At 46.4% G+C, this 13675-nt stretch carries 10 protein-coding genes; 6 read left to right on the top strand and 4 right to left on the bottom strand.

Annotated elements, in window-relative coordinates; all coding sequences use genetic code 11:
* Nucleotides 1-89 precede the first annotated feature (89 nt).
* Nucleotides 90-1001: a glycoside hydrolase family 43 protein gene (locus MKY92_RS05920; RefSeq protein ID WP_206099161.1), complete on the bottom strand. Its 912-nt coding sequence runs from the start codon at nt 999-1001 to the stop codon at nt 90-92.
* A 397-nt stretch (nt 1002-1398) separates the two neighbouring features.
* Between MKY92_RS05920 and MKY92_RS05915 the strand changes: the two genes are divergently transcribed.
* The 4 genes from MKY92_RS05915 (at nt 1399) to MKY92_RS05900 (ending at nt 4583) form a co-directional block, all read left to right on the top strand.
* A complete protein-coding gene (locus tag MKY92_RS05915) occupies nt 1399-2316 on the top strand; it encodes a winged helix-turn-helix transcriptional regulator (protein ID WP_017690213.1) in 918 nt (305 codons plus the stop codon).
* A gap of 175 nt (nt 2317-2491) precedes the next feature.
* Nucleotides 2492-3409 carry a YafY family protein gene (locus tag MKY92_RS05910; protein ID WP_339299655.1) on the top strand — a complete coding sequence of 306 codons (918 nt, stop codon included), beginning with the start codon at nt 2492-2494 and terminating at the stop codon, nt 3407-3409.
* Between the two features lie 83 nt (nt 3410-3492).
* Nucleotides 3493-4002, top strand: coding sequence for a DinB family protein (locus tag MKY92_RS05905; protein ID WP_339299654.1), 510 nt, complete (start codon nt 3493-3495; stop codon nt 4000-4002).
* An 11-nt stretch (nt 4003-4013) separates the two neighbouring features.
* The gene (locus MKY92_RS05900) at nt 4014-4583 is read left to right on the top strand and encodes a YdeI/OmpD-associated family protein (RefSeq protein ID WP_339299652.1); all 570 of its coding nucleotides are present in this window, start codon (nt 4014-4016) and stop codon (nt 4581-4583) included.
* Between the two features lie 79 nt (nt 4584-4662).
* Here the strand turns inward: MKY92_RS05900 and MKY92_RS05895 are convergent, their stop codons facing one another.
* A complete protein-coding gene (locus MKY92_RS05895) occupies nt 4663-5529 on the bottom strand; it encodes a helix-turn-helix domain-containing protein (protein ID WP_339299651.1) in 867 nt (288 codons plus the stop codon).
* 171 nt (nt 5530-5700) lie between these two features.
* On the opposite strand from MKY92_RS05895, the gene MKY92_RS05890 reads away from it, so the two are divergent.
* Both MKY92_RS05890 and MKY92_RS05885 read left to right on the top strand, forming a co-directional pair.
* Nucleotides 5701-7215, top strand: coding sequence for a glycoside hydrolase family 43 protein (locus MKY92_RS05890; RefSeq protein ID WP_339301709.1), 1515 nt, complete (start codon nt 5701-5703; stop codon nt 7213-7215).
* Between the two features lie 317 nt (nt 7216-7532).
* Entirely contained in the window at nt 7533-9833 is a 2301-nt protein-coding gene (locus MKY92_RS05885) for a helix-turn-helix domain-containing protein (RefSeq protein ID WP_339299650.1), read from the top strand.
* A 150-nt stretch (nt 9834-9983) separates the two neighbouring features.
* On the opposite strand, the gene MKY92_RS05880 is transcribed toward MKY92_RS05885, so the two are convergent.
* Together MKY92_RS05880 and MKY92_RS05875 are read right to left on the bottom strand one after the other, a co-directional pair.
* Nucleotides 9984-11036, bottom strand: coding sequence for a glycoside hydrolase family 18 protein (locus MKY92_RS05880; RefSeq protein ID WP_339299649.1), 1053 nt, complete (start codon nt 11034-11036; stop codon nt 9984-9986).
* A gap of 5 nt (nt 11037-11041) precedes the next feature.
* The gene (locus MKY92_RS05875; protein WP_339299648.1) at nt 11042-13675 is read right to left on the bottom strand and encodes a transglutaminase domain-containing protein; all 2634 of its coding nucleotides are present in this window, start codon (nt 13673-13675) and stop codon (nt 11042-11044) included.

The raw sequence follows: 13675 nt of genomic DNA, 5'->3' as shown, positions 1-13675 counted from the left end.
ATGAAATAGGATTTCTGTTGTTAATTTATCAAATCCAGATCACTTTAGTCAACACTTTTATAAAACATTTTATATTTATCTAAAACAAATCAATACTTCGGCCATCCATTAGCGTCCCACAACAAGTCATTAATCAGCAATTTTGGATTGCCATTATCCTCTGCATCATAGGCATGTCTTGCGATGACATTGCCGTTGTACACGTCCTGACCACCTGGACCTTTCCATTTCACATTGCCTGTATCCAATATCGTTCCGCCACCATTCAGCATATTAACTCCGTTTTTGTCCACATAAGGGCCTGTAATACTGGTAGAACGTCCATAGACCATTTTGTAGGTACTGTTCACCCCTTGGCAGCAAGAATCGATGGAAGCAAACAGGTAATAGTAGCCGCCCCGATATACAATACTTGGTCCTTCAATAGCACCTCCGTTATTCGGGCGCGCAGCAATGGAAGTTATACTTCCCGTCGGTTTCATCGTATTTTTGTCCAGCTTGACAATCTTCAGACCGCTCCAGAAAGAACCGAAGGCCAGCCATGGATTGCCTGAAGCATCAATGACCAGATTCGGGTCAATGGCATTATAGTTATTGGCGGTCGTGGTTTGAAGCACCAATCCTTCGTCCTTCCATTGCCCTGCTCCAATGCTGTTCGCAGACGCAAGACCAATCGCAGACCGATTGGAGCCAAAGGTGGAGATCGAATAATAGAGCCATACTTTTCCGTTATACTGCTCTACGTCCGGTGCCCATACATCCAATCCACTTTGTCCCGGAACGGCAGAAGCCCACCAGGATGGCTTACTTAAGAAGATTTGTGGAACACGATACCAGGACGATCCATTATCGGATTTCAATACTTGAATGCCCGGGCCGGTTGAAAAGGTGTACCAGGAACTGCCCTCTTTGATAATCGACGGATCATGAACAGCGGTATCTCCGGTCAGATTCCAGAACGCCGCCAAAGCTTTTGACTGACCTGCCAGCAGTAATACCATCACAAGTAATGCCGGTAACGCCAACCGTTTCCACTTAAACCTCTTCACATTGCTTAACTTTTCCAAACCAAACTCCACCTTTCCTGATCAAATGGTTAATTAGGTTCATGAAGTAATGAATCAATTTAGGTATAATAGGATTATAAAAGCGGTTACATTACATTTCAATGGTATATTTCAAATATATGTGAACTGATTAACACTTATTTTAACCGGAATAGTGAACAAAATATAGATTATATTTTCGTATTTGCGCTATATACAAGGGTTTTGGCTTCTATTTCTCCACCCTTCCCTTCCATGAGGGAATGATTTATAATTATCTGAAATAAAACATATAAATGTGCAAACGTCTGTGTCGAAGACTTTGTTCAGAACGGGGAAAGGAAATCCACCTATGATTTATATTAAAGATCTGATGTCGGGTGTGAATATCTTCAAAGCGCTCAGTTCGGAAATCCGGATTCAGATCATCGAGCTGCTGGCCAAGAACCAAAGTCTTAATCTCAATGATCTTGCAACCAAGCTGGGACTGAGCAATGGCGCTATCACAATGCATATCAAGAAACTTGAAGAGAGCGGATTGATCGAGATCAACACCGCGGTTGGCAAACATGGAATTCAGAAGATATGTTATCTTAATGAGGAAAAATTGATGGTTGATCTGCGTTCACAGGAGATTAACAATCGTTATGAAGTGGAAATTCAGGTCGGTCATTACAGCGATTATCAGGCTGCACCTACATGTGGTCTCGCTACCCGGGACAGCATTGTTGGAGAGTTCGATGATCCGCGTTACTTTGCTGATCCACTGCGAATTGATGCGGAGATGATCTGGCTGGCTGAAGGTTATCTCGAGTATCGGATTCCCAACTATCTCAAACCTAATCAGTCCTTTAGCGAAATTCAATTGTCGATGGAACTGGGATCGGAGGCCCCTGGCTTTTGTGACAATTACCCTTCGGATATTTATTTCTATGTCAACGGTATTGAGATTGGCTGCTGGACAAGTCCGGGCGATTTTGGCAATACACGCGGTACCTTCAACCCGGAATGGTGGCCTCCGCACTTGAATCAGTACGGCATGCTGAAGCTGATCCGGATTACACAGGAAGGCAGCTATATCGACGGATGCCGCATCTCGGACGTGACGTTGGACCAGATTGGGCTGGATTACAAAAGCGATATTCATTTCCGCATTGCGGTTACGGACGGACCTTTGAACAAACGGGGTTTAACGATCTTTGGTAAAAACTTCGGCAACTATGGACAGAATCTGCTCGCTCGGGTTCTCTATAACGTGCAAGAAGAGTAGAGCCGGCTCTGACGATTCACTCGATATTAATTAAGTTCGATCGATCTGCTAACGTAACTGTTCAAATACAACAACAATCATGTTTCTTCAAAAGGGTGCTATCCAGCACTCTTTTTTTCATGTGATATAATAATGGCCTGTAATGATAAAATGGAATAACGGGCGGGGATACCTTTTGAAATTGGAGCGATTAATCTCAATCATATACAAACTGCTGAACCACGAAGTATTGTCTGCTTCCACCTTGGCGGAAGAGTTTCAGGTGTCCCCAAGAACGATCTATCGGGATATTGATGTAATCTGTGCCGCTGGCTTCCCGGTCGTCTCCCATCAGGGACTCAAAGGCGGCTACGGCATGATGGACGGATACAAGATGGATAAAAGCTTGCTCGGTTCTTATGATGTGGATTCCCTGATCACGGTCCTGAGCAGTCTATCCACAGTATTCGAAGATGCACGTGCACAAGGCACGATTGAACGTCTGCAAACGATTGGACCGGAGCATCAAACCTCAAGTCTGTCGGTGGATCTGGAGACTCGCCGAACAGAACCTGACGCCCTTCCTCATCTGCGTAAAGGTATTACCGATCATCAGGTTGTCCGTTTTGACTACATCAATACGAAAAATGAACATACACCCCGCCATCTTGAACCGGTAAGACTTCATTTTAAATATCGTAATTGGTATGTATATGGATTTTGCCAGACACGGCAGGATTATCGCGAGTTCCGACTGTCCCGGATGATGAACGTGCAACTGACATCGGAACACTTCCAACCCCACCTTGAGCTTCCCCAAGAGACGGTTGAGTCAGATCCGTCATGGCAAGATCAGGTAAGTGATGTGGTATTTCGGGTGAACCCGGAAGCGCTCGCGGAAGCCATGGATCATTTTCAACAGGCAGATAAGCAATTTCACGAGGATGGAAGTATGACGATGCGTATCTCGGTTCATCAGCCGTTACAAGCTAAGTGGTTATGGTCGTTCTTACTTAGTTTGGGCAGTGGCGCTGAGGTGCTTGAACCGATTGAATTACGAGACATTCTGAAAGAACAACTGCGAAACGCACTTAAGCTCTATGAAGAAGTATGACACGCTGTTGTCATACTTCTTTTTTTATAATCATCTCAGTAAGTTAACCCAATCTATAGCCAAATTAAAGGAGACGATCATCAATGAATCATCCGGAACAAATGTATAACTACCACGCATGGGCCAACCAAACGATCCTGGGCAGAATCAAGGAACTGCCCTCTTCTGTACTGAGTCAGGAAGTGAACAGTTCATATCCAACCATTGCTCACGCACTCAGCCATATCTATACAGTGGATAAGATGTGGTATCTGGTGTTAACTGGCACCGGGATGCCCGAGGCACTGCAAGCATGCATACCACTCAATAGTGAAATTCACGGTTCTGTGAATGAGTACATCCAATGTTTTACCGACCTGTCGGCACAATACAGTGAGTGGTTACGAGGCCAAGCTAATCTGGAGCAAACCATTCTACTCGATAATCCATTTGCAGGAGTTCGTGAAACCAGCTTATCGGACATGGTAATCCATGTGGTTAACCACGGAACCTATCATCGAGGCAATATTTCTACCATGCTTCGTCAATTGGGGCATGCCTCCATCATGAATGACTATTCACTCTTTTGGTATCAGGAACCGGCTCAGGCATAGCTGACAATCGAATGGAAAATGTACATTGTATCCCCGTGACGTCGAGGGATGAATTGAGAAATTGGTTGCGGACACATGGAAAAGTTGAGAAATCTTGCTGGGTAATGATAAGCATAAAACCATTACCGAACACCCTGCTGTATTTGGACGTGGTTGAGGAGTCGCTGTGCTTTGGCTGGATCGATGGAGTCAAAAAGAAAATATCCGAGACTCAATTAGCACAGAGATTATCTCCTAGGAGTAAACGCAGCTCATGGACTGAATTGAACAAGGAACGTGTCCGTCGACTTGAAAAGTTGGGCTTCATGCATGACGAGGGTAGACAGGTTCTTCCTGTTATGGAGCCGACTGCTTTCATTATTGATGGTGTGATCGAACAAAGGCTGAAAGAAGACCAGCAGGTTTATGCAAATTTCATGACCTTCCCTGTCCTGTATCAAAACGTTCGGATCGATACGATCCAAAGTGTTAAGAATCAGCCAGCATTATTCCAGAGCAGATTGGATAAGTTCATAACCAACACAAAGGAAAATAAAATGTACGGTCAGTGGCATGACAACGGACGGCTCTTGAACTATTGAATTCCCCCTTTTCCCTGAGACAGCAGACAGGACCTCCCTATGAGGAGGCCCTGTTTTGGTTTTTTTATTCAGTCATGTATTAATGAGTCTGCCTGTATGTTTTGGGAGATTCGCCAAAAGCTTTCTTAAACTGGCGGGTGAAATAATTACTGTCGTTAAACCCGCATTCATACGAAATTTCCGTAATGGACAAGTTCCCGTTTTTCAACAAATGACATGCCTTCTCCAGACGCAACTTTTGCAGATAAGAGATCGGGGTCATCTGATAATAGGATCGAAAAATCCGATTCAGATGCCTTATTGAGATATTCGACTTCCCCGCAATATCCTCCAGCGACAGTGGCTCCAGATAATGATCTTCAATAAATGAAATGGCATTTGCCAGATGCATCAGATTATTACCTTCGATTCCTTTCTCCTGTGTATCATATTGCCTCGACAAATAAACAACCATCTCCGTAAGACGTGAGATCAACATCGTCTGATACCCTTGCTGTTTACTCTGATACTCCTCAATCATGAACGATATCAGTGATTCTACATACTCCAGACTGGAAATGGATAACGAAAGTTTACTCGGAAAGGAGTGAATATTACGATAAAACGGTTCCAAAACAAACAGCGCCTGGAAGCCGTTAGATTTTCTCAGATCGGGCCCAGCCAAAGCAAGCATCTCGGGACTGAACATAATGTTACAGATCCTAAAATCATGAGGGTCTTTATACGCATGATGAGTGTCGCCATTAATCACAAATACGTTCCCTTTTTTAATAAAAAATTCCTCGGTGTTCACCACATGGGTTGCATGACCACTCAGAACAATGACAAGTTCCGTAAAGTCCATATGATTATGAAGCTCCATGTCCTCAACATGTCCACCGTACTGAATAAAAAACGGAAATTGTTGATGATCTGAAGTAAACCATCTCAAATATGCATTACTCAAAAGCATTCCCCTCCACGAACATTGTTGGGTTGAATGTCTATATCATGCTATTCCAGGACCGAAAAATCAAGGTGCAATATACTTAAAGGCGTTATAATTCGCCTTGTAGCAGGGATTTTCAATGTGTCCAGATTCGTACTAAACTCTCGAAATGAATAGGAGCATAACATGATGAAATATACCAATCCGGTGATTCCTGGGTTTTATCCAGATCCGAGTATCTGCCGTGTAGATGAAGACTATTACCTGGTAACCAGTACCTTTGAATATTTCCCTGGTGTGCCCATCTTCCACAGCAAAGACCTTGTAAACTGGCGACAGATCGGCCATGTCCTTACTACCCCAGAACAACTTCCTCTAGCAAATGCAGGCAGCTCTGGCGGCATTTATGCCCCAACACTCAGGTATCATGATGGCTGGTTCTATATGACAACAACCAATGTCAGCGGCGGTGGAAATCTATATGTACGCAGCACCCAACCCGAAGGGCCATGGTCTGCTCCCATCTTTGTTGATCAAGATGGTATAGATCCCTCTTTTCTATTTGACGAAGATGGTCGTGTGTATTTCCAAACGGCCTGTAATGGAAATGAAGGCGAGGGCATCTATCAGTGTGAGATAGACATCAAGACAGGAACCAAACTAACCAATAGCCGATTGATCTGGAACGGAACCGGAGGAGCAGCCCCCGAAGCCCCCCACCTGTACAAAATAAACGACTTCTACTATTTGATGATCGCCGAAGGTGGAACCGAGTATGGTCATATGGAGACCATTGCTCGGAGTACAGATCCATACGGACCCTTTGATCCTTGTCCTCATAATCCGATTATGTCCAATCGAAGCATGAAATCCAGTATCCATGCAACCGGTCATGCAGACCTTGTCCAGATCCAGGATGGAAGCTGGTGGGCCGTATGTCTGGGCCTTCGTCCAGCAGGTTATCCGATGCGGCACCATCTGGGACGCGAGACCTTCCTGGCACCTGTCACTTGGACGGATGACGGTTGGCCAATGATCGGTGTGGACGGACATATTGAGCCGGAGATATCCAGACCTTCGTTGCCTGAGCACCCTTGGTCACCTCAGGCTATCCGGGATCATTTTGACGAACCAACATTGGACATGAACTGGATCTTCTTGCGGAACCCGGCTCCGGATAGTTGGACGCTCACTGAGAATCCCGGGCAGCTCATCCTTCGTGGTCATTCGGTTTCACTCGATGATGGACAAAATCCTGCCTTTGTCGGGCGTCGATTAAGCCATTTCTTATGCAATACGGCCACCGAGCTGTATTATGAGCCAAATGCGAGCGGTGAGGAAGCTGGATTAACGGTATTTATGAATCATAAATATCATTATGATTTGGCTGTAACTCGGATTGACGGTCAGAAGAAAATCGTATTGCGACGAACCGTCGGCTCTATGCGAACCGAACAGGTGCTTGACTGTGACAAGGGGCCGGTTGTATTACAAATCAAGGCTGACCGTAATCACTTCACGTTCCTCTACCAGCAAGGCTCATCCGATGCTATCGAAGTAGGTTCAGGGGAAACACATCTGTTATCTACCGAAGTGGCAAGTGGTTTCACAGGTGTGATGATCGCCATGTACGCTTATGCTCCATCGGGGGAGTGTACGCCTGCAAGTTACGATTGGTTTGACTATGAACCTCTGGAAGAATAGTCGTTTTAACTCCTATACTCAATAATTAGAAAATATAATATATGATCAGCTCAAATATATCCCCTTAAAGTAGATACTCTTTGAAAAACCTTGTGTGGTAGCATAAGGAAATGAGTGAACTTTGAGGGGATTTTGCTATAGCTATATCTTTCTAACGGATTGCACTGGAATTTATAAAAGAACCATTGCTTTATTAGAGAAGTTCTCCTAGTATTTTTAGAAGGAACACCCCAGCAGCTCTCATCTTGGCAATACCTTCACTGCCCATATGAGAGCGCTATCGCTGCAGCACGAAAGAAAAACGGGAGGTTGCAGATATGAAATGGAATCACTTCAAGTCCAAGCTTCTGCTTAAGTACACACTATCCTATATCTCCATTTTCCTCATCCCTCTTGTTATTTTAACCATCATTATTTATCACAACGCTGTGGACACGCTCCGTTCAGAGATTGAACAGACCAATGTCAATCAGCTCACTCAAGCCAAAACGGTCATCGATGATCGCATGAAGGAATTACAGGACATCGCTTTTCGCATCGCGTACGATGAGCAGTTAACGCGGTATTGGACCCACCATCCGTACTATAGCCGGGAATCGATCGGTGCATTGGTCAAATACAAAGCCACAAGTTCCATTATCAATGAGTTATTCCTGTTCTTCCGCGGAGATGATAACATCTATTCTTCTCAAGGTTCTGAGAATCTGGATGTATTCACTGGCCGCTACAAATTTACTACGTGGAACAAAACAGACATGATCCGGGATTTGAATAACGTGCAGTCCCCCACGATACGTCCAGCGGAGCAGGTCGTCCAAGGAACCAGAATACCCAATTCCATGTTGGCCTATCTTGTACCGATTGCACCTAACAATACGCCCGCCCATGGAACCGTCATGTACCTGATTCACGAGTCCAATCTGACAGGCTTAATTGATTCCATCCTCAGTGACTATCACGGGATGACGTATATTTTCGATAATTACGGGCAAGTACTGGCAGCCAATTACAAGGGAGAAATCATATCCGAGCAGGAAGTTAACGCTCTGTTCGCTCTTGAACCCGGGACGCACAGCATCTCCTTAAATCAAGAACCCCATTCGGTTGTATCCGTTAAATCGGATGCGGGTTGGACTTATGTGACCGCTATGCCTAGCAACCAATTTTTTAGCCGAATCGTTCATATTCGCACCTTTGTTGTTCTCGTTTTCTCCTTCATGGTGGTGATGGGCACGTTCCTCGCCATTATGTTGGCCCGAAGACAGTATCATCCGATTTCAGACTTAATGGAGTTCATTCGGTTAAAGAATGATCCTGATCCATCCTCCACCACCAACGAGCTGGAATGGATCAAGAAAACATTGCATGATTATAGTCAGCGCGTAGATCTTCAGGAGCCCTATGCTCGCAATCACATTTTACTCATGTTACTGAAGCATGGTCACACCGGAGATTTCCCCTCTGAGTTTACGGATAAGCTTGGCATACGCTTTAACCGATCCCATTATTTTGTCATGATCATGGGCTGGGAAATGCATGCTTTTCCTAACGGTGATAACCCCGAGCAACCTACTGTCATGCAGCTGATGAACGATGTGGAGCTGCCGGAGTTGTCCGCTTATGCTTACGGCGTGGAGCAGCCACAGGCAGACCAATTAGCCCTTATCATAGGATTTGATGCCGAAATAGAGCATGAAGGTAGCTTAAATGCCCGTATGGAGCCTATTGTTGAAAAACTGCAATGGATGGTGACAGATCACACCGGTGTCGCGCCCGCAATCGGGATAGGCAATCAGTACACTTATCCGAAACAGCTGAATCAGTCCTACATCGAGGCCTCGACCGCTCTGGAAGCATCGATGCTGCATGGACAGGGAAGCAGTACATACTTTAACGACCTTTCCGGTTCAGGTATACAGGATTCTTCCTTCTGGGTCCCCAAGGATGTATTGTTGAAGCTGGTTCAGAGCTTGAAACAAGGCAGCTATGATGTGGCGGTTCAGATGGTGTCAACTGCGTTGAATACCCTAAAATCCGAAATGCCATCTGTACCGTTGCTGCGTTGCATCTGCTTTGATATTCTGAATACAATGCTCAAAACCGCTTCGGAGCTTGGAATACATCATGTGGTTGATCAACTTCCAAGGATCACTTCCTACGACTCGTTGGAGGATTTGGAGAAAAAACTGACAGGCCTGGCCGCCGAAATCTGCGCCCATGTCGAGGCGAAGAGTGAGACGGAAGAAAGCTCTCTTATGGATGAAATCGTTGCGTATATCGATGCCAATTTCTCTGATTATGATCTCAGTCTGGGTACGATTTCATCGAAATTCACGATCTCTTCATCCTATTTCAGTCGTTCTTTCAAAGAAAAGATCGGCATGAACTTTACCCAATATATCTGGCAGAAACGGATGGATGAGGTCATTCGACTACTGTTGCATACAACCGATCCGTTAAAAGATATCATCACGCGTGTCGGTTACCTGGATACACCAAACTTCATCCGCAAATTCAAAAAAGAGACGGGTTATACCCCAGGGCAATACCGTAAATTGCACCGTCCCAACAGCTCCGCCGATTCCCCTGATGATGATGACGAGGAATGTATTGGATAAATCGAGATATCGTCTAACATGTGCCAGATTCATTAGACCAAAATAACGCAAACAAGGGCCGTCCTGTACGTCATGCTCATGACGTACAGGACGGCCCCTTCGTATGTTTTTAGTTCGAAGAAATAATCTGATTCGTCGCGGCCGGCGGCCTTATCCGCTTTTCCCAGCCGGAAGAACCTTCAGCCCTTGATGCACTGCACCCAGCAAACGGTGAGTAGGATCACAACCGTACTCCCAGAACATGATCCCGGCCAGACCTTGATCCTTTACGTAATTACATTTGCATTGGATCGATTTTTCATCATCATAAGATATGAGGCTGGACCCATTAAACAGAAACGGTGCACAGGCTTCTTCATCCCAATAACGGGTGTAACCATTCTTGTTAATGTACTTCGCTTCCAGTTCGGCAAATGACGGACCGTAGCCGCCTGTGCTACCAGCCATTTGATGGAGCCCGTGGTTTCGGTCAGGAACCTCATTCCAGATCCGGGAATAGAACGCAGCTCCGATCACAATTTTCTCCTTCGGGACACCAGCGCGAACAAACAGGTTCACGGAAGCATCCGTACTGATTCGAAACAGATCTCCTGTTGGCGTGTACAGATTCGTATGGTGTCCGGTCAGAACCTGAAAACCGCCACGCATATCATAGGTCATCAACTGGACATAGTCCAGGTACTGTTGCACCTCGGCCATCTCTGTACCATCAACGTAGTATTGATCAGCCCCTGCCGCAATAGTGAGCAGATAATGACGGCCATCCGCTTCTCCCTTGGCACTCAGTGCCTCCCGGATTGTCTTGAGAAGTAAGGTGAAATTCCGTTTATCATCTGGGCTGAATGCGATACCGGCTTCACCGTAACAAGGATATTCCCAATCCAGATCGATCCCGTCGATAGGATATTCCTCCAGCATCCGAACTGCCGATGCACCCATGCTCTCCCTACCCGCCTGGGTTGAGGCAGCTTCGGAAAAACCGCCTGCACTCCATCCGCCTACAGACAGCAGTACTGTAAGATTCGGATGCTCCCGCTTGATGTTCCGAATCACATGGCCGTTTTTTAAATGCTCGGTAGTGATTGCATCATTCTTGACATGTCCGAAGGCTATGTTCAGATGTGTTAACTTCGACAGATCCTCATGTGTCATGTCAGGAAGAACTGAATCAACGGCATAACCCGCAGCAATATATTTCGTCACACGCTTCACTCCGATCCATTCGATGATTGATATATCGCAGCAGCTATCTGCAAGGCTTCCTTCCCGGTACCAATCTTGTACCCGGAAGCCGTATAACGGATTTGATGCTGAGTATCCAGTACAAACAAATGTGGATAACCTGCTTCGTGGGCTGTAGGCTTTGAAATGTAACCGGACAAGGAAGCATAACTGGAGTCTCGTACAAAAACCGTGCGCACAGGAAGCTTCGGATAACCAACAGGATCAAAGGAAGCGTTCCATTCTGCATCTCCGATTATGAGTACGATTGGTATACCCAGCTTATCCAGCGGCTCTGCCAGCTCGCACAGTTCACGAATCAGATGTTTGGTCGGTTCCCGCTCCGGTTCAATCCAGGCAGCAATGGCACTCTCCGATCCCAGAAGTTCCTCCAGTTCCACCTCTGAACCATCCAGACGGGTCAGAATACTTTCTGGTACCAGTTTACCCAGCACAGGAATATCAACCTCATTCTCGCGATAAGACAATACAACCTCAGTGGTATCTCCGGCGCTCACGGTAAAGTAAACAAAGCGTACTTTTGCCGTTCCATCTTTCAGCCTAACGCCTGTCGTTAAGCGATAAGCGCCTGCCTCAACCTCATATGGCTCACTATAGACATCCGTACTGCCATAAGGATAAATCAACGTCTTGTAGACGCCATCTTCCAGACGGGCAAACGAGAAGTTTTCGAAATAAGATGCTGCAGGTGTATCGTGTGGAGCTTTTATATCCCTATGAAGTTGGAGCATTCCCCAGCTTGTACTCTCCTGAGTTAGAGGTGAGGTGAGACTAAACACTGCATCCTCCCATCGTCTGTCACTTAGATACTGTGGTTTCTGTGCGCTCGGATGTAATCGGGCCGGAATACCCAAACTGCGACATACAGCCACAAACAAAATATCCAGCGACTGAGAGTCTCCCTTCATTAGACTAAACGTCCCGATCGGATTCCCTTTGCCTTTTAGATTAGGAAGGTCTTCATAGTATTCATATTGCTGTTCCAGTATTCGAGCAAGTAGCGAGGGATTCTCCCTGAAAGTTGCCGCTTCATCTGCCGAAAAGGCATTCTGGAATACACCCCGATAAGGGACCAGCATCTCATAGGAGATCCGCGGACACAGGATGTATCTCACGAACGTATCTTCCGCCCATGATCCTTGCTGCGAGAGAGCACCAATCAGATGATCGTCCAGCGTCTGACGAGAGGTATCAATTAAATCTTTTTCATTCATCGACTCCAGCAACCGGAGCGGCCACTCACCGTATGAATTGGAACATTCCTCCAGGAAGGTTGCAATTTCCCGGCTGTTCCCCCGTGCCTTGCGGAGAACATCCCATACTCGCACCGAGGGCAGTCCAACCTTGTTAGCCAGCGATACAGCTTCCGCCTCACTCAGGAACGTGTCCTCATACTCGCTCCGGGTCTGCGCTCCTTCCTCCAGACGACGATTATGAATCTCAATCTTCTCTTCCGGTAATGCAACCACGACCTCTCCCTCCCTTTCCGGAGGAGGAACCATATCGAAATCTACAATCCCTGTGGGCTGCTCTGACGAGTTCAGCACAAGCTCTACAAGCTCATTTCCCCGAGCCTTGTATAGGATTTCACTCCACTTGCCGCCGCTGACCGCACGAATCAAAAGGTCACCACAGCCTGTCTTAAAGGTCGCTTCCCCTTGTGCATCCGTCCTAATCTCGGCAATCGGATAGAATTCAGCCGTATTGTACAGCTCAAAACGGACACTCGCGCCGGGTACAGGCTCTCCCTGTTCATTTTTCACCTTCACATAAATGTTGCGTGTGGGCGCATAGTTCTCAAGTAAATTAATCTCCGTAAATCCCTTTTCGGAGAGCGTAATATCCTCTGGTCCGGGATAGTCGGCATATATCCTCGTATTAATCAGCATGGCCCTGCGGGCTGGTGGGCTGAACCACCCTTGGTTCAGACGGGCTTCAGGCTCGCATGCCCCGATGTAATACCATTGACCATCAGCCCAGGCTTCTACCCAAGCATGGTTACTGTCACAGTGAGCCCAGCGCGGTGTGTAGACCTGACGGGCGGGTATGCCAATGCTGCGAAGAGCAGCCACCGCCAGCGTGGATTCTTCGCCGCATCGACCACGAGCATTCCGGATCATCGTCAGCGGTGATATCGTGCGCAGATCACTGCCAATATAGGTCGCTTTCTCATGACACCAGTAATTGGTCTCCAGAATGGCATCAGCCATGGATAACTTCGCTGTCCGCTCGGCTAATTCGTCATATATCAAACCGCGGAAATCTTCAATATTTTCCGTATTTATGCGATAAGGCAGTACAAAATGAAGGAACAAATGATCAGGAACGCGTTCTCCCCAAGGCACACGTTTGCGAGTGTCCAAAGCCCGGCGCACATGGCTCAAGAACAAGTCCCCATTATAATCAGCCATGTCGTTTACCGGCATATAGGCATAGACATACTTCAACGCCCATGCCTCTTCATGCATTAGCTCCTGCTGAAAAACATGAAACAATTCCGATTTGCGGGCCTCTGCAAAACGTACCTTCTCCTGGAACTTCTGCTCGATTCTCTCCAATGACTGTGCATCAAGGGAAAATACCAAGGTTTGGCTGGTCAT

The organism is Paenibacillus sp. FSL R5-0623 (genome assembly GCF_037974265.1).
Lineage (GTDB): Bacteria > Bacillota > Bacilli > Paenibacillales > Paenibacillaceae > Paenibacillus.
This window is presented reverse-complemented; position numbering and strand designations above follow the sequence as displayed.

Excerpts from the sequence above, each read along its gene's own strand:
- MKY92_RS05915 (WP_017690213.1), top strand. The coding sequence starts at position 1,399 with ATGATTTATATTAAAGATCTGATGTCGGGTGTGAATATCTTCAAAGCG.
- MKY92_RS05885 (WP_339299650.1), top strand. The coding sequence starts at position 7,533 with ATGAAATGGAATCACTTCAAGTCCAAGCTTCTGCTTAAGTACACACTA.
- MKY92_RS05900 (WP_339299652.1), top strand. The coding sequence starts at position 4,014 with ATGGAAAATGTACATTGTATCCCCGTGACGTCGAGGGATGAATTGAGA.
- MKY92_RS05905 (WP_339299654.1), top strand. The coding sequence starts at position 3,493 with ATGAATCATCCGGAACAAATGTATAACTACCACGCATGGGCCAACCAA.
- MKY92_RS05875 (WP_339299648.1), bottom strand. The coding sequence starts at position 13,675 with ATGACCAGCCAAACCTTGGTATTTTCCCTTGATGCACAGTCATTGGAG.
- MKY92_RS05890 (WP_339301709.1), top strand. The coding sequence starts at position 5,701 with ATGAAATATACCAATCCGGTGATTCCTGGGTTTTATCCAGATCCGAGT.
- MKY92_RS05920 (WP_206099161.1), bottom strand. The coding sequence starts at position 1,001 with ATGGTATTACTGCTGGCAGGTCAGTCAAAAGCTTTGGCGGCGTTCTGG.